The organism is Thermogutta terrifontis, from assembly GCF_002277955.1.
In the GTDB taxonomy this organism is placed as follows: Bacteria; Planctomycetota; Planctomycetia; order Pirellulales; family Thermoguttaceae; genus Thermogutta; species Thermogutta terrifontis.
Window position 1 is genome coordinate 1827712 of sequence record NZ_CP018477.1, and the last position, 22140, is coordinate 1849851.

The following is a 22140-nucleotide window of genomic DNA, read 5'->3' on the forward strand; positions in this document are numbered from 1 at the left end:
TCAGGGCCAGACCAGACAAGATTTGCCGAGGGACAGCCTCGCAACCTGTGGCGATCGAATACGCGGAGTCAGTGGGCGCACGGAGGGCGATTAGTAGATTTCGATGCTTTTAACGACGCCCCCACCACAGGCGCCAGATCCAAAAAGACACCGCTGCGCAGCGACCAGAAGATCTTCAGGTGGAAAATTGGGCGCGGGGGTTGCCACATAGGAGACACCCACGCGAAGCCGGACCGGTACGTTCCAGGACGCCGCAAAGACCGAGCGGAGCTGTCGCATCACTTCGTGGGCGTAGGTCACGGCCAGTTCACGTTCGCAGTCAGGCAAGATCCACGCACAGCCGGCATCTCCATACGGCCACGTGACACTGCCCGGGTGTTCCAACGCCTGGCAGGCCTTGGATAACACGTTTTGCAGGGTATCGAGCACTCCCGGGCCGAGGTGCACGACCAAATCACTCAGTTCAAGATAATCAACCAGCACCAGGCTCAGGCCACAACGGTTCGTGCGGCACCAGGTCACGGCATTCCTCAAGGTACCCAGCAAACCGGGGTCGCTGCCAGGCGATATGACGTCGTGTTTTTCGAGACCTTCCTGGCTTTCCAGCCGGAAACCCCGGTGAGTTTCGGAAAGTTTACGGTGGTCCGGGCCGCTGGTCCAACGTTTCTCGGGGGTTGCAATTGTCGAGTTTTTTTCGGAGACACATGCTGCGTTCTCCGGAGCCCGCTCAATGTAGAGATTCAGTGTCCGTTCGAGCTCGTCGTCTTCCATGGAGCGAGTCCTCGGTTCGGCGGCAGATGTCCCCACAGGGCGAAGCAGGACCCCAGCCACCGCTTCGGCTTCGCGGGCTAGAGCGTTGTGGGCACGGGCAAGGATTTTTTCCACACTTTCGCCCGCCGGCAGGCGGAGGGAAAGAACTTCGCCCAGTTGCAACACCTTCATATGGATTTGTCTGAGCAGGTCGTCCGGCTTGACAACCGTTTGACCGTCGCCCAGCGACTCCACACCCAGTTGCCAGGTGGGCCAGACATCGCTCCGACCCTCCGCCAGCAGCATCGCTGCGGACTCCGCGACTTCCAAAATGGTCCGCCGGGTCCGAATTTCGGCCATCACCGGGGAAGTTGACGCGGCTTGCGAAATCAGGGCGTCGGCTATGCTGGTGGGCATTCCCCAATGTCGGAGAAGGGCCGCGGAGACATCACGGTGGTCGAACCCGAAGACATCGCGCTCCCGTCGATAAAGGTCCTCTCGCTGTTCGAGCACCTTCTCTACAAATCGCTGAAAAGGCGAACCCAGCGCCTGGATGAAGACCAGCAGGCCAAGGTCCTGTAATAGGCCGGCCAGAAAGCATTCATCGCTGGATCGATGTCGGAGATGTTCGCTGAGTTCCCGGGCGGCCACGGCCTTCGTCAGACTCCGGCGCCAGTAGTAGGCAAGAACCCTAGCCTCCAGACCGTGAAACAGTTTTGGCGGAAGACTGAACCCCAGCACGAGCAGCTTGAGGGGTTTTGCGCCCAAAAAGGCGAGGGCCTGCCCTAAATCACCAATCGGTTGAGCCGGGCCATAAAGCGAGCTGTTGACCACCTTCAGAATTTTCGTCGCCAGCGCGGGGTCCTTCTCGATACACTCTCGGAGAATAGCGGCGTCCACGTCGGGACGCTCCACCAATTCGAGGACCTTGAGAGCGACCGCGGGCAGGGTGTAGAGATTGCCTGCGATCGCTGCGAGCTTCTGGGCTGTTTTCGAGCCTGCCACATCAAGCTGTGACATACTGCGGTTCCTTCCCTGTGTCATCCGCGCGCCCCAAAAGTTTGGTCCTGTGCTGAAAAATTCCCCGCTGGTTTTTGATTCATCCACCAAGAAAGCCGTCACGTGGCGATGGACCGTCCTCGCCCGCATGAAACCCCCAATTGTTAAAAGCGTCAAAGTTCAATCGGTCGGATCTCTCGGAACGTGATACCATTTCCAAAAAGAATAATTCGCCTCCGAGTGGGAATCCGCTCGACAGGGATGGTGAAATGACCCCCCATTGAAAAGTGTAGCTTGAGGTATTGCATGAGTCGGTTGAGAATGGGGTTACTTTTGTCCGTCTTGGGGGAATACTTCTTTAGCGTTTGGCCGCAACTTCAGGTTGAGAGCCCCCGGCTTTTGCAAGCAGCGAAAAAGGCTATGAAACTTGGTGTCTTCATGAAGATTTTCGTCCGCCCGCGGTGGCAGGATTCTCTCGACGTCATTGCCGAGCTCAGAATCGGCTGGATTCATTTCACTCTCCAGCCGATTTTGGGAGAGGCCCTGCCCCAGGAGGTGGACGCCCGGACGATTGATCAGATTCACCGGGAACTGAGCGCGCGAGATCTGAGAATTGCAACGTTTTCGGGGACGTTTAATATGGCTCATCCCGATGAAGGTTATCGGGGCGAGTATCTCAGGCGATTGGCGACGGTGTGTTCCGTGTGCCGAGATCTGGGTGGAACAGCCGTGGCCCTGTGCTCCGGAACCCGCGATCGTCACGACATGTGGAAAGCTCATCCGGATAACCAGACGCCCCAAGCATGGGACGACATGTCACGAACAATGGAGCAGGCCCTTTCGCTGGCCGACCGGTACCAGGTGATCCTGGCCTTTGAGCCGGAAACAAATAATGTGGTGGATTCTCCTCAAAAGGCACAACGGCTGTTGGAACAATTCCAGCATCCGAGGTTGCGGGTGATTTTGGATCCCGTCAATATTCTGCCCGAAGCTGGCCCCATCGATCGAAACCACTTCCTGGAGGAGGCCATTAAGTTGTTAGCGCCCTCCGTTGTGGCGGCCCATGCAAAGGACGTTGTCCGGACCGGGATGGCCACGGGACCCGGGAAACCGCTCGTGAACTATTCCCGTTATTTAAGATTACTGCATGATCACGGATTCGATGGGCCACTTCTGATCCATAGCGTGGCGGAGGACGATGTCCCCCGAGTGATCGCCTTTCTTCGAGGAACGGCCGCGGAGCAGAAGATCAACCTCGAATGAGTTCCGGACGAATTGCGAGGTGGAAAAGCAAACCCCACCTAATTGAATAGTGGGTGAGCCCATTATCTCGGCGCTGGCATTTTTTCGGATTTGTGTGAACTTGTGAACCGAGGGTGAGAGGCTCAGCCGGTGTCGGGATCTTCATCGCCTTGCTGCTCGCCACGAGGAACACGAATCCCTAGTTGGCGCATCTTTCGATAGAGGTTGGCCCGATGGAGTCCCAGTTGGCGTGCCGCCAGCGTGACGTTGTTTTGTGTAGATTCGATGGTCCGACGAATGTAAGCGATTTGAAATTGCTTGGTGGCCTCGCGGAGCTTCAGCCCGGGAGCGATTCCCTGCAACGGCATGACCTCACGGCGGAGTTCACCCGTCAAGCCGAGATCTGCGACTTCGATTTGGGAATGCGGGCAAAGATAGGCAATTCGCTCCATGGCATTTCGCAGTTCTCGAACATTTCCAGGCCAGGAGTACTGGAGGAGAAACTGTTTCGCTTCCGGCGAGAGTTCGGGCACGGGTCGCCGCGCTTTGGCGGAGAATTCCCGGAGGAAGTGCTCGGCCAGAAGGATGATATCTTCGCCGCGATCGCGGAGGGCAGGAATCTGTAAGGTCACCGTGTTGAGCCGGTAAAACAGATCCTCGCGAAAACGTCCTTCCTTCACCCATTGGTGAAGGTCACGATTGGTGGCAGCGATGACCCGGGCATGCACCGGGATCAGGCGGGTTCCTCCCACCCGGGTCACCATTTTTTCTTCCAGAACGCGCAACAACTTGGCCTGCGCCGCCGGACTGAGTTCGGCGACTTCGTCCAGAAAAATCGTCCCATTATGGGCAAGCTCGAATTTGCCGGGACGGCTTTCATGGGCATCGGTAAACGCTCCTTTCTCATGGCCGAAAAGTTCGCTTTCCGCGAGGCTTTCCGGAATGGCCGCACAATTGACGGCAATAAAGGGATGCTCACGGCGTTCGCCCAGATAGTGAATCAGTTGGGCGACAACTTCTTTTCCGGTACCATTTTCTCCCAAGATCAACACGGGAAGGTCCGTCTCGGCCAGTCGGTCGATTTCCCGCCGCAGACGCAGGATCCCGGGAGAGCGCCCCACCAATTGGATTCGACCGGCCATTTCGTCCACGATCTGCCGCCGCGTCAGCAAAACCTGCTCGTAATCGCGGACGCTTTCCAGGGCAGCCGCCGCCTGCTCCGCGAGGTCTAAAAGAGACTCTTCGTCTTCTTCTGTGAACTCACCGTTTTTCTTGTTCATGACCTCAAACACGCCCAGGATTCTTCCTGCCCGTGTTTTCAAAGGTACACACAGGAGGTTTTCCGTGTGGTAACCGAGCTGGCTGTCCACACGCCGATCGATGGCTCGCTGCTCGGGTGACTCCCGTGCCACACGCATTGGTCTGCCCGTATTGAGAACCCGTCCCGCGATGCCCGCGTCGTCCGGTATTCGCAATTCATCCTCCACGCCGAGAGCGGGCCGACCGATGAGAAGTCGAGCTTGACGGTCCCAAAGGAAAATGGTGGCGCGATCTGCGTGGAGGAACTCGGCCGCCGTTTGGGCAATTTCCGTGAGCAGCGGCCGGAGTTGTCGCACCTGTGACCATCGCTGGGTGATACGCAGGAGCGTTTCCTGCTTCTTCAACTCTTCCGCGATGCGCTCGCGCTGGCTGACAAACCCGACGGCAGCGGCGAGGGTCTCGGCGACTTCCCGCATTGTGTCCAGAACGGCTGTTGTGGGGAGTGGCTGCGGAAACCTGGCCACCAGCCAAACGACTGCCGGGCGATCGACTGGGATAGGAAGAGCGCACCAGGATCCATTGATCCAGGGCTCGCTACGGTCGGCAAGACTGGCCCATCGGTGCTGATGTTTATCATCGGCGTGTCCGGATTCCGAGATCCAGCCGCAGGTGTGACGTTTTGGATCGATGCTCAGAAGCCCCACGAAATCAGCTCCGAGCGCCACCCGGAGAGTGGGGGTTTGGGCCTGGAGATAGGTGCGGGTCTCGTTTGCATCGCATGCCGCGATTAAGATCTCGCGCAGCAATCGCTCACTTGTCGAAGTCAACGAAAAATCAGTCTGTTGGACATTCACCGGAATCACTCCTTTTACCGCGCCGCATCCTTCACGAGATTCTCCGTTCGATACGAGAAAGGAACGGGGACTAGCGGGTAATCCTCCACGGCTAGCCTATTGTATCGCGCTGGGCAGGTTGTTCCTAGAACCGCATTGTCCGCAGTTCATTACTCGACAACGTGGACAGAACTTCAATTGCACCTCACGATGACGTACGACACATTGTGGGATGTTCCAAACGTGTCAGCCAAAGACCGGTTCAGCCAGCCAAGTCGGACCACTGTGTCGGCGACCTTCTACGTTAGCGACGGTCCATGGTAATTTATCTTACAGGAGTGTCTCAGAAACAAGCTGGTGCGTGCGGAATGAAAAGTGACAATAACTCGCCGATTCGTTTCGTAACGAGCATGTTCTTGGAATCGGGAGAGGTTCTTCATGACGGCCAAATATGAAATTGGGAATTGTGTGCTGGAGTTAGTGGAAGGAGATATCACCGAACAGCGTGTGGATGCGATCGTCAATGCCGCCAACAGTCGATTGGCAGGTGGAGGCGGAGTCGACGGGGCCATCCATCGCAAAGGGGGGCCCGAAATCATGGCCGAAACCCGGGCGAAGTACCCGCACGGTTGTCCGACGGGGTCAGCGGTTATTTCAGGTGCCGGCCGGCTCCCCGCGAAATTTGTCATCCATGCGGTGGGACCCATTTATCGCGATGGTCAGCACGGGGAGCCAGAACTGCTCGCCAGCGCCTACCGTCGGTCACTGGAGCTCGCCGTGGAGCATGATTGTCGCTCCGTGGCGTTTCCCGCCCTCAGTGCTGGTGCCTACGGTTATCCGTTGGCAGAAGCTGCCCGTGTGGCACTCAGTACGGTAATCGACTTTCTCAAAAACCATGGGAAACCCGCCCTGGTGCGTTTCGTGCTCTTCGGAACACCGGCTTACGAGGCCTTTGTGAAAGTGCTTCAAGAACTGGTCGGTGCGGACCGGGTGGTTGTCGAATCCGGATGAGCAGGCGATATCGGCGGACTGGTTATCACGGTAACTTTCAAGTCACTGGGGGATGGCGCTGTAAATTTGCCCCACGTAAAACATGGCCAGCCGGAAAATCATGAAAATGATAATTGCCGCGATCAGAAGGGTGACCATTACAGCACCAACCACACTGAGGACCTTCATAGCCCGACTCGCGCGCTCCATGCCGAGGCGGCTGAGCCTTTCCAGGACCTCGTCCAGTTTACCGCTCTCCTCCCCCACGCGGAATGCATCAAGCCAGTCCACCGGGAACAACCCGGTGCTTTCGAAGATTCGAGACAGGGAATGTCCGGCCTGGATTGACGCCCATACAGGACGCCGGAGCGCGGTGAACGCGGGATGCTCCGCGGCCTGAAGGGCTAAATCCACCGCAACTCTCACGTCCAGCGATGATCGCGAAGTGATGGAAAGTGCCCAGGTGAACCGTGCCAGGGCCAGTGTGCGGGCAATATCCCCCAGGATGGGCAACAAATCCACGAGCATCTGGATCGGCCTGGTCCAGAGCAGGCCGCGTCGGGAAGCCCAGATGAGGACCGCGATCCCCGCCGCGCAACTTCCCACAATCGTCAGGTAGATGAGGAGACCCCTCTCGCCGACCAACCCAAAGCCGAGCGGATCCAGCACCATGTCGCCCCTCTTGCCGATTTCGCCCATGATCCAGATGAGAAACCCGATCACAATGATGGCAAAGGTGAGTTCAAAGAGGGGCCAAACGAGGAGCGACCAGAACCTGCGCCGTCTGGCAATTTCTTCCTCGTAATATTTTGCGAGAAGGCGAAAAGCCTCGGGCAATTTGCCGGTCTCTTCCCCAATCCGCACTATTTGCAGAAAAAGTCGGGGAAAAAAATCTTCGGTGAGGACCAGTGCGTCGGCCAAGGCGTAACCCTTATTGACTGCTTCCGCGATCAGTCGCATCGCGCGGCGGTAGGCGCCGCGACTAGCGCGTTCCGCTTCCCGCCGACAAATGGTTCGGAGGTCCACCCCGGCTTCAATCTGGGTTGCGAAGCGATGGCAAAGCTGTACGAGCTGACGTTTGGTGATTCGGCTACTGAGGAGCATGGATTGCCTGTGAAAGTTGCCTGCTGAGCGCTATCTTCCCGACAGACCTAAGGTATCTGGCGGCGGCCGGTAGACTTGATCGGTGACTGGGAACGCCATACAAAGGCGACATCAACACTCCCCGTCGCGCTCTTCCAAAGACTTGTCTCCGCGTTCGTGCCGAGCGTTTTGAGACACTCAATCAAGGACGCTTATTGCGTCATCTTACGCCTGATTGGCCGTTTCTGCAAACGTCCGTTGGCCGGGCGTATCCGCTTGTTTTTGTTAGGACCTGCGATAGGTCGAAGTCTCAATGTGTTGTGGGGCCAATTCATGAATTGCGTCTCCTGGTGCATTCCGCGTTCCATGTGGCATCCTGCGACGCGAGATCGATTTATCGCCCCTGCCAGCATCCCAGTTACTTTGTGCCAATCAAAAGGAGCGAGGACGTCGTCAATCAAGGGCCGAAGTCGGGTGTCCTTCCGATACCCGGGGTGGAAGTGGGGAGAACCCCGTTTCCGCCGGTCCTTGACGGCCCAAACCGGGTGCCGTAAAAGTGAAAGGTTACGGTTCGGTGAGCCCGAAATTGTACACTAACGCGCTGATCATTAACATTCGAGGACCCACCCATGGTTAAAGTTGTCGTGCTCGATCCGATTTCCCCCGAGGGTCTTAAGCTCCTGGAATCGGCAGGAATGATCGAATACGAAGTCCGCACGGGTCTAAAGGGTGAAGACCTTCGCAAGACCCTCGCCGAATTCGATGGCGCGATCTGCCGCAGTGGGGTCAAGATCACCGCCGACGCGCTGGAGGGCAACAAGCGATTAAAGGTGATCGTTCGGGCAGGGGTGGGGACTGACAATATCGATACAGCAGCGGCAACACGCCAGGGTATCATCGTGATGAACACTCCGGGTGGCAACACAATCGCCACTGCGGAACACACCATGGCGCTGATGCTTGCCCTCTCCCGCAATATCTTCCCCGCGTACAAAAGCCTGCTGGAGGGAAAATGGGAACGCCATCAATTCATGGGAACCGAGTTGTGTGGCAAGACCCTGGGCATCATCGGGCTGGGCCGCGTCGGTCAGGCTGTGGCTGAACGGGCTCTCGCTTTCAAAATGAAGGTCCTGGGGTATGATCCGTTTCTGCCGGAGCACCGGGCGCGGGAATTGGGCATTCGTACCTGTCGAACTCTGGAAGACCTGTTCCCGGAGGTGGACTACCTCACGGTGCACACGCCGCTTAATGAACAGACACGCAACATGATTGATCGGCCGCAAATTCAGATGATGAAAAAGGGGGTGCGGATCATCAACTGTGCGCGCGGAGGCATCATCAACGAAGACGCATTGCTGGAAGGGCTGGAGAGCGGTCATATCGGCGGTGTCGCTCTCGACGTCTTTACGAAGGAACCTTGCACCAATAGTCCGCTCTTCGGAAAACCGAATGTGCTGTGCACACCCCATCTGGGAGCCAGCACCGAGGAAGCCCAAACGAACGTGGCTATCGAGGCGTGCGAGTTGCTCGTTGATTTCTTCACCACGGGCGCCGTGCGGAATTCCGTCAACATGGCCCCCCTCGATCCGAAGACCCTGGAAGGGCTGCGAGGGTATTTGGACCTTGTGTACCGTTTAGGTCTTCTGATGGCGCAGATTGACCGCGAGCCACCAACCCGCTGCAAGATCCGCTATCAGGGGGAAGTGGCCAATCGCGACACTCGCCTGCTTTCGGCGGCGTTTGCTGCGGGACTTCTGCAGCATGCCCTGGAACAGTCAGTCAATCTGGTCAACGCTCCCGTCCTGCTCCAGCAACGCGGAATTGAGCTTGCCGAAGAGCGGACCACGGACATCGGCGATTTCGCGTCTCAAGTGACGGTGGAAGTCTTTCGGAATGACAAGTCCGCCCTGGCGGCCGGCGCGCTGTTCGGCAAATCGCTGCCTCGCCTTGTTCAGAAAGGCGCGTTCAGGCTGGAAAGCCCCCTCGAGGGGACGATGCTCATCATGTATCACCGGGATGTCCCGGGAGTGATCGGGCGGGTCGGAGAAATCTTCGGTCGCCATAACGTCAATATCGCATTCCTCTCGCTGGGCCGGGCCGAAAACAAACCGGGCGGTGAGGCAATTGGCGTTCTGGCCCTCGACAGCTATCCCCCGGCGGAGGCTATCGCCGAGATTCTCAAGTTGGAACCGATCCATCGGGCAACAGTGGTCGTTTTGCCTCCGCGTGGGGAGCTTCCCCCCTGGTTGGGCGTTGGCATGCCCAAATGACGGTCCATTTGGGGCCCGCAAGCGGCAATACGGGACGGAGTTTGCATCTCTCTACAGGTGAGCTATTCTACTAATGCCGGTCATACCGGACCGGCTTTTAAACTTTTGGTCCGAGGGGAATTGCTGTCGATTCTTAGGGATGAGCTGATTTTCAATGCGAGGACCCGCCATGAATCCCGATGCCATTTCCCCAGACAGCGCAATTTCCCAACCTTCCGAGGAAGGGCCGGTCCAGGTGTTCGTGGACAGACGCAAAAATCCGCACGGAGCGCCTCCCGATGGTAGGGAAAGGCGCCAGTTTGGCAATTCATACGCTGACCTCTCTCCGGAAGCCCGCGAGCTGGGGCAAGCCATCGACGCCTACAAGTTGCGGCATCACCGCCGATTTATCAACTACGAAGAGCTCTTGGCAGTGATCAAGTCGCTGGGCTACCACAAATAGCCCTGCTTGGCCCTCTTGTGGCGCCCGGATACCATCTTGTCACTCTGCCACTGCTGTCTCGGAATCTTCCACCGTATTGTGGTGATTTACGCCTACCCGCTGGGCTATCTCGCCGGGGGTTTCTTCTCTTCTTGTCCGGGACTACGTTAAAGCTGGTGTCAGCTTTAGGACGCGCGATTCCATTGCCTCAGGCGTCGGCCTGGAATTCCTAAACTTCTCAAAAAAGCTATAGTTTGGGGAAGGGCCATCAAAGGCTGCGAGGCCTTTTCGCGCGACACTGTCGAAATGCCAGCGAAGCGGTTCGTTTCAGGAGAGTTCGAGAACAATGTCAAATGCAACTGTTGATCTTGCTGTTGTGCCCGTAGCAGGACGGGGCACCCGGCTGCTCCCACTCACCAAGAGTCAGCCCAAAGAGATGTTGCCTGTCGGCCGCAAGCCGGTCGTGCAGTATGTGGTGGAGGAACTTGTTCGGTGTGGAATCAAACGGTTTTTGTTCATCACGGGGCCGGGCAAAACCGCTATTGAAAACCACTTCGACCTTAACCCGGAACTGATCCAGATGCTCCGGGAAACCGGGAAGGAAGAACTCCTCAAGGAGTTGTCGTTCGAGCGGGCGGAGGTGGATTATTTCTACACCAGGCAAAGGCGACAACTGGGGTTGGGCCATGCCGTATTATGTTCCGCACCCATGGTCAAGGACCAGCCGTTTGTCGTGGCCCTCGGAGATTCGATCATAGGTCTCCAGGCCCAATCGGATGTGGTGCGGCGAATGATCACGCTTTTCGAGGCGGAATCGGCGGACGCGGTCATCGCGTTTGAAACGGTCCCCCGCGAGGACGTGGTCCATTATGGAATTGCGCAGCCCGTGGGGAATGATTTGGAAAATGGAAAGGAATACTTTCGGCTGGCGGGGATTATCGAAAAGCCGACCCCGGAGGATGCACCAAGCTGTTTGGCGGTGGCGGCACGGTACGTCTTTCGACCAGCAATTTTCGACCATCTTCGCCGAACGCCCCCCGGCAAGGGTGAAGAAATCCAACTTACGGATGCCATCCAGCGAATGATTGAAGCGGGAGGGAAAGTTCTTGGCATTCGTCTCCCGCCGCAGGAACGGCGGTTCGACATCGGCAATTTCGATAGTTATTTCCGGGCGTTTTTGGAGTTCGCTTTGGCCGACGAGGAATGCGGACCAGGATTGCGACAATTCCTGAAACGATTACTCGAAGGTCAAGAATAAACCGGGGCGGGGCAGGGGAGTGAGTGACTTTACGGGGACGGTGTTGGAGATGATCATTATCAAACGTCGCGCTTACGCTCGGGCGGGTCTGCTGGGAAATCCCTCAGACGGTTATTACGGAAAGACCATCTCCGTGATTGTGCGGAATTTTTACGCCGAGGCCGTGCTATATGAGTGGGACCAGGTGGAGCTGGTTCTCAGCCAGGAAGACCGCAGTCGGTTTGACAGTGTCTATGATCTGGCGCGAGACGTCCGCCTCCACGGGTACTATGGTGGGATCCGCCTGGTGAAGGCCACGATCAAGAAGTTCGTCGAGTACTGCCAGGCACAAGGGATCAAACTCCATGAAAGGAATTTCTCCATCCGTTACCACAGCACGATACCGCGACAGGTGGGGCTTGCGGGATCCAGCGCCATCATCGTGGCCGTGCTGAGGTGTTTGATGGATTTCTACGGTGTGCAGATCCCGCAGCGGGTGCAACCATCGCTGGCCCTCGCCGTGGAAACCGAGGAGCTCGGCATTGCTGGGGGACTACAGGACCGCGTCATTCAGGTTTATGAAGGGCTCGTATTCATGGATTTCAGCCGTGACAAAATGGAGAACATTCACGGCTACACCTGCGGCGTCTACGAACCGCTGGATCTCGACTACCTCCCGCCGCTCTATCTGGCCTACAACACGGCCATCGCCGAGCCCACGGAGGTCATTCATAACGATCTTCGCGGTCGTTACCTCCGCGGAGAGCCTGCCGTGGTGGAGGCCATGCAGAAATTCGCGGACCTCGCACAGCAGGGACGCCAGGCCCTGCTGGAAAGGGATTGGCTGACCTTCGGAAAGCTGATGGATGCCAATTTCGATCTCCGTCGTTCGATATTGCGCTTGGCACCCGAGCACATCGAGATGGTCGAACGCGCTCGCAGTGTAGGAGTTCCGGCCAAATTTGCCGGTTCAGGTGGCGCCATTGTCGGACTCTGTCCTGATGATGCCACGTTCCAGAAACTCAAGACGGAGATGGCAGCCATCCACTGCGAGGTCATCCGACCACACGTCAGACCGTGACGGAGTTACTCGTTCTTCCCGTTGTTGGTGGCTGATTGCGGACCGGGGTTTTATACCACACGAAGGAGCAGGGCTGACCCATCCCCGTATTTGTAAAAAACTACGACATGCCACGGGCACCATGGGTTTTGGGGCCGATTCATGAATCGCGTCGGCCCAGCGTATTTTGCGCGGCTGCCGTAACCGGGCGAGAGTTTCAATCCATTTCAATCCATCGGCGTGAATTGTCGCGATAACACATCGAGATTGCGGCATCTTCCGCAACTCTCTCACAAAATGGGGGGATAGGGCCGGAGCAATGACATTGCCGACGGTGCGCGTCCTGCGGGCAGCAACGGGTTCTCGTAACACTCCCGGGTTTTTGCGACGATAACGAGGAGGACGAGCGGCGGTCGGAATGCCGTGCGCGAATTGTGGTACGCTGTGCGGAAAGAACACGGGGACTGCGAAGATGCGTTTCCTGCAGAGTTTCATTTTTTTAGTGGGTTTTGCAGTTCTCACGGCTACGCCGACGTGGGCGCAATCCGCTGCCAAACATCTGGGCGCTCCTGCGTGCTGTGCACCCTCCTATGGCATGCTCGCTTACCAGCAGGGGTGCTGCGAATTTACCCCAAGCTGCTGTAGCCAGGTTTGGGCAGGCTACTGCGAGTTGAAAACACTCCGGGCATGTCACCGGTGGGGAGTGGCAAGGCCCATTGGCGGTTGGGAATGCGTTGGTCCGTGTGGCTGTGGTCCGGTTTCCGTTAACCAGTATGGGGGAAAGGCAAGCGAGGCACAGGGGACTTATGTCGAATTCCACCAGGGGGGTGTGACTGGTGGAAGGATCGCGCCTGTTCAGGTGAGCGAATGATGCAGCAGAACCTAAAAACTTTTTTCGCTGGAGAGAGATACGGCAGTAGCCGATACAGATAATAACCTGCCGGGAGGCGGGATGCCTGCCGATGTCCCCGATTTCAGGATGAAGATCATGGCAGATCGATGGACCGGTCTGCCATGATCTTTTTTCTTGAGGTTTACCAACGGTTTTCTGTGCCTCCTCTAAACAACGCGAATGACCTCTCCCAGTTGCGTGAATACCAAACGTGCTGAGACGCGTTCTTCCGGCACGTGCAACCAGCGAGCGGCCGCTTCCCGATACAGAATGAGCTGCGGCCGATAAAACTCGACTCGTGCCTCTCGCTGGTCCGTTGTGATATCGTCGGTCTTGAAGTCGATCACATCAGCCGCGATGGGTTGATCACCATCGAAAAGAACGACAATCCGGTCGAATTGACCGCGGCAGAAAGTTCCGGACACATCGACGACGAAAGGCTGTTCCAAAAAAACCTCCCATCGTGGATGGGTCAACTCGCCGGCACCCTGCGTAGGCAGGTTGTTTGCCGACGGGTTGTTCGCTGGCAATGGCACTGCCTGGTATTCGGCAAGACTGAGTGCCAGCTTGACCTGCGGCCTGGAGAGCATTTCCAGGAACTCGCTGTAGAGCGTCTCAAAGGTTTGGGACAGCTCCGGATACGGGGCCAGTGTTTTTCGCAATTCCTCTGGCGGGGGCACTCCTTGTTGATCCAGCCAGCGAATCCGGGAAAACCACATGTGCCAAACACTTCCCCTTGCCAGGGATTGGACCGGTTGAAATCGCAGCACGACGTCCGCGGAAAGCCCTGTTCCTTCCAGTTCGTGGGGCGTCCTCCACGGGGTCGAGCGGCGAAGACGCCCGAGCCGGGTTCTCATGTGCGAAAGAACAGGACTTGTCTCCTGCTCCGCCGGTGGAGGGGATACGCTGCTCGGGCACCGTTTGAACCAGTCACGCTGGCCGTGCTCGAACAGAATATCGCCCGGTGTTTGGGGAGGATCCGTGCGCAGCCCATTCCACACGATGCTGGCCAGTGTTTTCGGAGGCCCCGAGCGGCCCGAGCCCGGAGGCGACACGAAGATGTACAGACCGTGAATTGCCCGTGTCATGGCCACGTACAGCAGTGAAAAATCCTCCTCCACACATCGCTGTTGGAATGCATAGTAGCGCTCAACCAGGTCGGATTCAAAAACCTTGGCCTTAATGAGCTCCTGGTTGAGACCCCGGAAGACCCAATCGATAGGCTTACCAGGAGCTGGTCGAGTGTAGACAAGCTGACCCGTGCGGCGGCCGACTGGCTCATCCAGGTCGGGAAGGAAGACGGCGTCAAATTGCAGGCCCTTGGCGCCGTGAACTGTCATCACGCGGATGCGGGTGAGTTGCGGGTCGGCCACCTGTTGATGTTCCAGCCATCTGATAAAATCATCCGCCCTGAGCGTCCTTTGCTCGTCATACGCATGCGCCAGCTCTACGAGTTTTTCCAGCCACAAATGTTCTTCGCGGGGGGTGTGTTCGCTGATGGCATCGGCGAACTCGCGGATCACCTTCCCGTACCCTTCGTCCAGCAGCCGTTCCCGCAGTCGACGAGACGTTTCGACCGACCTTTCAAGCCGGGTCGGTATATCCCACCGGGGAAACTCGTCCCAGCCCAGTAGGGAGGCCAAAGGTGAATGGCCCAGCCGGAAGGCGGCCGCGGTATCGCCGGGATGATCGGCAATCCGCAAAACATTCAGAACCAACTGGACCGAAACGGCAGTCGTGACGGGATTGCGTCCCTCCTGACTGACCTCAAACCCAGCCCCCCGCAGGGCCGCAACGATCGGATCGATTGCGGCGTTCTTGCGAACGAGGACTCCAATGGTGGGCTTGCTGGAGGCCTGATAGACCTCTTCAATCCATTTCACCAGAATGGGATCTTCAAGAGTTACGTCCTCGTCATTGGTTTGATCTTCCTCCGACTGACCGGCTTTTTGACGCACCACGACGCAGCAGTAACCGGGGTACTCCACACGCGTGGTGTGGTGCGTACTGAACCGGGAGACCCAGGTTTCCGCAGCTCGCCGCCAGAAAGGAAGGTTATCCCCGCGAGTAATCACGGGGTTCTCCGTAAGTGTGGAAAAGACATCGTTAACAACGTCCACAATAACCGGGCTCGACCGCCAGGTGATGTCCAGATTTTGGACATCTACCTCGGGTAACTCGGATTCAATCCGTGCGAAGATTTCCGGTTCACTTCCCCGCCAGCCATAAATGGATTGCTTCACGTCCCCAACGCAGAAAAACGAGCCGTCTTGCGACCGGCAAATCTCCTCCGCAAACGGCGCTAAAACGGCCCACTGGACAGTGGACGTGTCCTGGAATTCGTCCAGAAGCAGATGGCGGATTCGCCAGCCGAGCCTCCGCTGCCAGAGGGAAAGCCCAGCGGAGCCGGTGGTCTGCACGTAGTCCCGCAGCAGCCGTGCTACGTCGCTGAAACGAAGTGTCCCCCGCTCGCGGATGGCCGCCGTATAGTGTTGGTGGAATTCGTGGAGGAGTTCGTAAGTGGCGAGTGTCTGCTCCACAAGCCTGTTGAGGATGACCGCCTTCGCATGATCGACCAGAGGCTGATAGGCTATTTTTAGCTCGGGGGGAATTTCTACCCGTTTGTACCGGTTTTCTCCGACAGCAACCTTTGCAGCGATCCCGCGTTTCAGGAACTCTTCCCAGTTTTCGCTGGAAGCCCGCTCAAGATCTGCCTTCAGGGCGTCGAGCAGTGACGTGCTATAATCGCGGCCAGAGACTTTTCTAAGCTGGGCCAACACGTTCGTGAGCTCACTGGAAGAGAGTGTCGGCCGTTTGGGAACGGCCTGCCAGGCCGTCGGTTCCGCTTCCAGAAACACGTTTTCGTAGTAGGCCGCGATGATATCACGAAGCTGGGTAGTGATTGTGCGGACCGCTTGCCCTTTGAAGAGGAACTGCATCCACTGACGCACTCGGTCCCGCTGGTGAAGGATTTCTGCGAGGATGATCCGATTGGTGCGTTCCGTTTCGGCTCCTTCGTCGATCTGCCAATCTGGCCAGAGACCTAGCTCAAAATTCAGCGCTTGTGCCGCGCGAACGAAAAAACTGTCCAGCGTGCGAATTTGGACGTGGTGAAAGTACTTGATGATTTTTCGGAGCATGGCAAGGCATTCCTGCGGAGTAACACTCACGCCGGTTGCCTTGCTCAATTCCTCGCACTGTTGGCTATCCTGAGCGGCTTTTGCCAGCCGCGACATCAGCCGATCGAGGATCTCCCCAGCCGCTTTTCTGCTGAACGTGGTGGCAAGGATGCTTTCTATCGGAGTTCCGGCGAACAGAATCGCAAGCAAGCGATTGGTAAGTTGATAGGTTTTTCCGGACCCGGCGCTCGCCCGAATGATCACATTCTTCGGAGCCGTCGCCAGTCCACCGCCGCCTTTTTTTGCCATAGGTTCACTGCCCGTGTGAGTGTCGAAGCAGAAAAAAGGTCTCAAAGGCCTTCTCGAACAAGATAGACCGGTTCGTCGTCCAGCGTCAATTCCGACAGGGCAAGGTGATTGCCCATCAAGTCGAAGACCTCGTAGCGTGCTGGCACGTGCCACTTTAGAGGCTTTTTAGCCCACAGAATGACAACCTCTCGCCCTCGGCTGCGGAAACGATACACCTGGAGGGAGGGGTGCCACGATTCTTTTCCCTGGAATACCAAATCGGGGCCGAGGAACTGCGCCAGGGAGGCCTGAGCGGCATACATTTTCCGCGCACATCCGCCGTACTCGAAAAAGATATTTCCGGCGGTATTCTCGTTGAGCGGACCGCAGGTTCCCGCGTGATAGAAGATCTTCGTCACTCCTGCAGATCCCATCACGGCAGCGAATTTGACCAGATCGATGGAGGCCCGCCACTCGCTGGGGCGCAGGCTCCGGTTCATGGCCTCGTCCCCCACCCGAAATGGAAGGGACGGTGGATCATCATCCGCGTAGCAGCCGATCTCGGTGACCCAGATTGGTTTGCTTGCAAAACCTGCCTGACGCATCATGTCCCGGCAGCGAAGAAAGGCTTCTTCGTAAGCGTCCGGCGATCCGCGGTGCGGATAAAGATGGAGATTCATCACGTCGCACCAGGCAAGGCCACCGGCTTCAATGAAATCGCGAACCCAGCGGGATTCGGGCGGGGCAGCGATCCCACCCACGACCAAACAATTCGGATGGACCTCTTTTATTGCCTGGTACGCTGATCGCAGTAAATCGATGTAGTCGGAAACATGCCACCCGTAGGAATTGGGCAGGGCGTAACTTGTGAACAGCGGTTCGTTGAGGATTTCAATACAGCGCACACGGTCTCGGTAGTGCGTCACGGCGGCGCGGACATAAGCCCCAAAGGCTGAGATGTCTTTGGGCTTCTGAGCGACCACGAGACGTTCCTTGAGGTAGGAATTCGACTGGGCTTCTTGTGCGATGCGCTCCAAATCGGCGGCCGCAGCCCACGGAGTGGCAGGGAAGGGGAGGAGCATGAGGACCTCTCCGTTAAGTGCCAGCACACGGTGGATTTGCTGGTCCGGAATGGAAAAATCAAACGGAGCGGCAGAGTCAGGTTGGACAAGCCGCCACTGACAGGACCAATCCCGCCACCACCTCAAGCCGGCCTGATGGGCCAGCGGAATTAGGAAATCCACGGGGAAGGCGTGATTCATTCCGAAGACGCTATCCTGTTCGCGATATGGTTCGATAAGTGCCGCCCGCAACACCTGACTGGGTGCCCCTTCCGGCTGCCAGGTGATGCGGTAGAAGCCCTTCTTACCGACGAGGAGGCCATCGAAGACCTTTTCCACGCGTGTGTCGGGTGGGATTTCCACAGCCACGGTTTCCGTGTGAACTGTTCGGTCGCGGTAATCATCGATCAAGAGCTTTCCGCGCAGTTGCTGAGTTTTTGAATCGGCATTGTAGGCCCGCAGCCGAAGGGTCAAACCTCGGTCGGGGGCTGTGAAAATGTTACCCGGCTGATCGGTCACCATGCACGACTCGACCAGTCGAGCGGGGGCATAGGGGAGCGAACTTTCTTGAGAAGACAGGCATCGGAATTGAACGGCATCAATCCAGAGAGTTGTATCCTCGTCAGAATTGCTCGCATCCAGCCCAATGGCGCCATAGGCGAACGCGCCTTCGGCTGTAAAGCGGACACTCAACCGTTGCCATTCACTTCCCGCTTGAAGATTCCACGTTCTTGTGCGCTCATCCTGTTTGATCTGCAGTATAACGGGAACGGCGGAGCGGTTTGCCTTGACCGCTGCCGAGAACTCGTAGGTTTTCCCGGGTTCGAGTGGCACCCAGCCTTCATGGGCGACGAGAATGCGTCGAAGTTCCGTGACCGAGGGATCAAAATAGTCGAAGTAGGTGAGCAAACGGTTCTCGCGGGAAACCGTCAGCTTCCAGCTTCGGCGCCCGTGATATGCCTGTGATTCGTCAAGCTCACCTTCCAGACGAAAAAGATTTGCTGCCCAGGATGTTCTGCCCTGGCCGAGACTTCCCCAACCGAAACCTCCCAGTTCAAAACTGCTGTTGGGAAGGAAATTCTGATCGACGCTCGCAGCAAGCTGCGGAAGTCTCCGCGGTCGGAAATCTGGAACCGGAGTCAACTCCACATCGTCCAACCAGAGTGTGCCGGTGCTTTGAAAGTAAATTTGAAACCGACTCTCCTCGGCCGGGAGGTCGGTTGTGGCGCGAAAATAGAACTCGAACGATTCCCACTCGCTCGTGGGCGAAAAGATTTCCTGCAGGCCGGTGGGAGTCCAGTTGCGATAGTTGACCAGTGCGACGGAGACACTTCCCGCGACAAGCTCCTCAGCCCTGGCCCGCAGCCGCAGCCGGTACCATTGTCCACGTTTCACCGATACGACATTGAGCTGGCAAAGCATGGCGTGGCTGTCGGGGAAGCCGCCTTCGAATTTTGTGCACGTGAGTCGCGCCACGTAACCGCCCTCAGACAAGGGTACCCGTTCCAAGCGCTGAACAATCGTCCCTCGGCCGGCCGTTCTCCATCCGTCTGGAACGCCGTCACCATCGCTATCCTGTTCGAAAGAGCCGTTGAATACGCTCTCCATTGCCAGAAGCGAAGACGCTTGCCAGCCTGCAAGTCCGACAAGGATCACCAGGACGTACCATGTCCGGAAGGTCGAAGCTCGGTCACGATGCCGCGCCACCATGAGTACCCTCCGTTTTCTTCGTGTGCTGACGGGCAATTGTCGCGAACCCGAGAGTCCGGCAAGGTGTGAGAGTTTGTTCCCAAGAACCTATGGGTCCACGCACCGGGAAGGCACGGAAAACGATCATCGCGGCCGCCGCTGGGCTTCGCCCGTCATGGGGACAAACAGGACCGGTGCCACGCTCTCGCGACGAATGGAACCATCCGGCTGTTTCTCGATCACGAGGAGCTGTTGTTCAACACGACCCACGGGAATCACGAGCCGTCCGCCCACCGCAAGCTGGTCCAAGAGGGGTTGCGGTACATGATCAGGCGCCGCTGCCACGATGATGACATCGAACGGAGCCTTTTCCGGCCAGCCGCGGTAACCGTCACCGGTCTTGACGACCACATTCGTGTAGCCGAGACGTTTGAGACGCTCGGCCGCCTCCCTGGCCAGTGGTTCCACAATTTCGATGCTGTACACTTCCCGACACAATTCAGCGAGAATCGCCGCCTGATAACCTGAGCCCGTTCCAATGTCCAAAGCTCGGTGGTGCGACTGGGGTCGCGCCAACTGCGTCATGAGTGCGACGATATACGGCTGAGAAATGGTTTGATGGTAGCCGATGGGCAGGGGATGGTCGTCGTAGGCCTCTACGATGACGTCCTCCGGTACAAACTCGTGCCGCGGAATGCGGCCCATCACATGGAGAACCCGCGGGTCGCTGATGTCACGGGAACGCAGTTGAAATTGGACCATTTTCTGCCGAGCCAGGCGAAAAGCCTCCGGTTCAGGCGGAAAAACGGGATGGCACGGTCCCGGCTTCAGCTCGGATGTTTCCTTCTGGCCGCCCGCGGTGGAGCTTTTCCCGTGTGTCGCCGATTGGTGCGGATGGGATTCCGCAGGTTGTTCCGATGCTCCTCCCGAGGAGTCATGACTTGCATCCATCCAGGTCATTGCCGGCTCAGAATCTGACACTAATTCAATTTGTTCAATTTGCTGCGGTGGAAAGAAAACGGCTCTCAGGACACCCCCCGCCGTCAGGATGATTCCTGCGATCACGACGCCATATACGGTAAATCGCCCGACCGATCTGTCCAGCATGGCGATCCTCCCAGCTGGACTTGGAAGCCACCACCCACCACTTTTCGAAGCATCACCTGGCCCCGCCGTGGCTTTCGCATTCACCCGGCTAACGTGGTCGCCAAATACCCTTCACCGCGACGGGGCCCCGGATCGCATTTCGGGCAGAACGCGGTTCTGCCAAGTGCTTCACACTTTGTCCGCTGTAGGACAAACGAAGGGTGGTCGATATTCCCGCGTCGTCAGCGCCGTCGCTTCCGGTGAATCCGGGAAGATTTCCTTCTCGGGGTCGAACTTTAACAGCGGTCCCATGGAGATGGGATACTTCTTCAAATCGACGCCGTTGTCCACGAGATGTCGGAGCGTCCGTTCCAGCGTCGCAATATTGTCATCCAGGCTTTTGACGTTGGCCAGCACGCGTTTGGCTTCCTCGGGTGAAACCTTGTTGTTTTCACCCAGGTAGTACGAGATGTTGCCCAGATGACTGATGGCCGCCGAAAGGTGCCCCTCCCACGCGTCGGAATTGAGATCTTTGGGGTTGCGGCTGAGGCAGGCGTCGATAAAGTTGGCGAAGTGATTGCCGGCTCCTTTGAATTCCTTGATCGGCTTCTTGTTTTTGTCATAGGCCACGCAGTGGGTGTACGTCCGCTGGACGAGATATCCATCGGACCCATAAAAGATTACGCCGATCTTGTTCTCGGCAATTCCCTGGAAGAAGAAGTTGATTTCTTCGTCGGCAGAGTTGGCCACTGACAGACCACGAGTTTCAAAGACGATGCACTTGTCGCCGTAGTCGTAAATGGAGACCTCGGTGTTGGCGGTATCGCCAGCATCGACGTAGTTATCGTCGTTCCGCTCCGCCTGGTACCCCAGACGGCCCCCGTAGGAAATCACGCTGATTGGATGACTGTTAATTCCGAGTCCCCAGCGCGCGATGTCCGTCTGGTGAGGCCCCTGGTTGCCCAGATCGCCGTTACCGTACAATCGCTGCCAGTGCCAATCATAATGGAAATTCGGTCGCGTGCACCGCGGGGTGGTGTAAGGCGCTGGACCGCTCCAGAGATTGAAGTCCACTTCAGGTGGGATAGGATAATCCCCTTTCGGACCGATGGATTTCCGCCGCTTGTAGCACAGCCCGCGAGCAAATTTCACCTCTCCTATGCCCCCGGAGTGAAGAAATGCCATCGCTTCCCGAATTGCCGGATTCGAGCGGCACTGCGTCCCTACCTGGCAAATCCGCTTGTACTTTTTCGCCGCTGCTACCAGCGCTGCACCCTCTGCGATGTCATGGCAAATGGGTTTTTCGATGTAAGCATCCTTCCCGGCCTGCATCGCCCATACTCCGCAGAGGGCATGCCAGTGGTTCGGCGTGGCCGTGCTGATGGCATCGACCGCCTTATCGTCCAGGGCTTCACGAAGGTCGCGCACGAATTTGGGACGGAAACCCTTGGCCTTGAAGATCTGCTCGACGCGGCCCTGACCGACTTTCTCATCGGCGTCCACGATGTACAGGATTCGCACACGTGGATCGCTGAGGAAAGCGTCGATGTGCTCACCTCCCCGACCGCGAACCCCAATGATGGCGAGCCCGATTTTTTCGTTGGCTCCTTCAGCTCTCACAAATGTGGGAACAGCCCAGGCCGAAGCAAGTGCCCCCAACGAGGTCCCAATAAACGCACGACGAGTCACACGGTTCATAGCGCTGATCCTTCCTCGATCACAACCGATCAAAACATTTCTGGGGGAGCGACGAACGTATCGCGACGCCTTGGCATTCCGGATGCCTTTTCTAAAAGCTCAAGTCTACTCGTTTTGAGGGCCTGTGTCTAGAAAGCGACACCCTGAAATAACTCCACGAGG

Annotated in this window: 13 protein-coding genes; 6 read left to right on the plus strand and 7 right to left on the minus strand. The window is 57.4% G+C overall.

The features are described 5' to 3' along the window. Positions 1-90: 90 nt before the first annotated feature. Entirely contained in the window at positions 91-1770 is a 1680-nt protein-coding gene (locus tag THTE_RS06905) for an HDOD domain-containing protein (RefSeq protein WP_157731866.1), read from the minus strand. A 285-nt stretch (positions 1771-2055) separates the two neighbouring features. Between THTE_RS06905 and THTE_RS06910 the strand changes: the two genes are divergently transcribed. Beyond that, positions 2056-3012 carry a sugar phosphate isomerase/epimerase family protein gene (locus THTE_RS06910; protein WP_095414742.1) on the plus strand — a complete coding sequence of 319 codons (957 nt, stop codon included), beginning with the start codon at positions 2056-2058 and terminating at the stop codon, positions 3010-3012. Between the two features lie 122 nt (positions 3013-3134). On the opposite strand, the gene THTE_RS06915 is transcribed toward THTE_RS06910, so the two are convergent. After that, a complete protein-coding gene (locus THTE_RS06915) occupies positions 3135-5105 on the minus strand; it encodes a sigma-54 interaction domain-containing protein (protein WP_095414743.1) in 1971 nt (656 codons plus the stop codon). 417 nt (positions 5106-5522) lie between these two features. Between THTE_RS06915 and THTE_RS06920 the strand changes: the two genes are divergently transcribed. Then, complete coding sequence (locus THTE_RS06920) at positions 5523-6095, plus strand: O-acetyl-ADP-ribose deacetylase (protein WP_095414744.1); 573 nt, start codon at positions 5523-5525, stop codon at positions 6093-6095. Between the two features lie 42 nt (positions 6096-6137). Here the strand turns inward: THTE_RS06920 and THTE_RS06925 are convergent, their stop codons facing one another. Then, entirely contained in the window at positions 6138-7178 is a 1041-nt protein-coding gene (locus tag THTE_RS06925; RefSeq protein ID WP_095414745.1) for a type II secretion system F family protein, read from the minus strand. Between the two features lie 608 nt (positions 7179-7786). Between THTE_RS06925 and serA the strand changes: the two genes are divergently transcribed. The 4 genes from serA to THTE_RS06945 all read left to right on the plus strand — a co-directional run bounded on the left by serA (position 7787) and on the right by THTE_RS06945 (position 12166). Further along, positions 7787-9427: a phosphoglycerate dehydrogenase gene (gene serA, locus THTE_RS06930; protein WP_095414746.1), complete on the plus strand. Its 1641-nt coding sequence runs from the start codon at positions 7787-7789 to the stop codon at positions 9425-9427. Positions 9428-9596: 169 nt separating this feature from the next. Next, positions 9597-9869 carry a hypothetical protein gene (locus THTE_RS06935; RefSeq protein WP_237260222.1) on the plus strand — a complete coding sequence of 91 codons (273 nt, stop codon included), beginning with the start codon at positions 9597-9599 and terminating at the stop codon, positions 9867-9869. Positions 9870-10194: 325 nt separating this feature from the next. Further along, on the plus strand, positions 10195-11106 hold the full coding sequence (locus THTE_RS06940) for a UTP--glucose-1-phosphate uridylyltransferase (protein WP_095414747.1): 912 nt from the start codon (positions 10195-10197) through the stop codon (positions 11104-11106). A 49-nt stretch (positions 11107-11155) separates the two neighbouring features. Continuing rightward, the gene (locus tag THTE_RS06945; RefSeq protein ID WP_207651799.1) at positions 11156-12166 is read left to right on the plus strand and encodes a mevalonate kinase family protein; all 1011 of its coding nucleotides are present in this window, start codon (positions 11156-11158) and stop codon (positions 12164-12166) included. Positions 12167-13204: 1038 nt separating this feature from the next. Here THTE_RS06945 and THTE_RS06950 read toward each other — a convergent pair. The 4 genes from THTE_RS06950 to THTE_RS06965 all read right to left on the minus strand — a co-directional run bounded on the left by THTE_RS06950 (position 13205) and on the right by THTE_RS06965 (position 21978). Next, entirely contained in the window at positions 13205-16465 is a 3261-nt protein-coding gene (locus tag THTE_RS06950; protein WP_095414748.1) for a UvrD-helicase domain-containing protein, read from the minus strand. 41 nt (positions 16466-16506) lie between these two features. Beyond that, complete coding sequence (locus tag THTE_RS06955; RefSeq protein ID WP_095414749.1) at positions 16507-19215, minus strand: glycosyl hydrolase; 2709 nt, start codon at positions 19213-19215, stop codon at positions 16507-16509. 123 nt (positions 19216-19338) lie between these two features. Beyond that, on the minus strand, positions 19339-20301 hold the full coding sequence (locus THTE_RS18380) for a protein-L-isoaspartate(D-aspartate) O-methyltransferase (RefSeq protein WP_237260223.1): 963 nt from the start codon (positions 20299-20301) through the stop codon (positions 19339-19341). A gap of 168 nt (positions 20302-20469) precedes the next feature. Then, on the minus strand, positions 20470-21978 hold the full coding sequence (locus THTE_RS06965) for a Gfo/Idh/MocA family protein (RefSeq protein WP_095414750.1): 1509 nt from the start codon (positions 21976-21978) through the stop codon (positions 20470-20472). Between the last annotated feature and the right edge of the window lie 162 nt (positions 21979-22140).

Coding starts and splice junctions, on each gene's coding strand:
- THTE_RS06910 (WP_095414742.1), top strand. CDS start 2,056: ATGAGTCGGTTGAGAATGGGGTTACTTTTGTCCGTCTTGGGGGAATAC.
- THTE_RS06955 (WP_095414749.1), bottom strand. CDS start 19,215: ATGGTGGCGCGGCATCGTGACCGAGCTTCGACCTTCCGGACATGGTAC.
- serA (WP_095414746.1), top strand. CDS start 7,787: ATGGTTAAAGTTGTCGTGCTCGATCCGATTTCCCCCGAGGGTCTTAAG.
- THTE_RS06935 (WP_237260222.1), top strand. CDS start 9,597: ATGAATCCCGATGCCATTTCCCCAGACAGCGCAATTTCCCAACCTTCC.
- THTE_RS06925 (WP_095414745.1), bottom strand. CDS start 7,178: ATGCTCCTCAGTAGCCGAATCACCAAACGTCAGCTCGTACAGCTTTGC.
- THTE_RS06940 (WP_095414747.1), top strand. CDS start 10,195: ATGTCAAATGCAACTGTTGATCTTGCTGTTGTGCCCGTAGCAGGACGG.
- THTE_RS06905 (WP_157731866.1), bottom strand. CDS start 1,770: ATGTCACAGCTTGATGTGGCAGGCTCGAAAACAGCCCAGAAGCTCGCA.
- THTE_RS18380 (WP_237260223.1), bottom strand. CDS start 20,301: ATGCTGGACAGATCGGTCGGGCGATTTACCGTATATGGCGTCGTGATC.
- THTE_RS06920 (WP_095414744.1), top strand. CDS start 5,523: ATGACGGCCAAATATGAAATTGGGAATTGTGTGCTGGAGTTAGTGGAA.
- THTE_RS06965 (WP_095414750.1), bottom strand. CDS start 21,978: ATGAACCGTGTGACTCGTCGTGCGTTTATTGGGACCTCGTTGGGGGCA.
- THTE_RS06950 (WP_095414748.1), bottom strand. CDS start 16,465: ATGGCAAAAAAAGGCGGCGGTGGACTGGCGACGGCTCCGAAGAATGTG.
- THTE_RS06945 (WP_207651799.1), top strand. CDS start 11,156: ATGATCATTATCAAACGTCGCGCTTACGCTCGGGCGGGTCTGCTGGGA.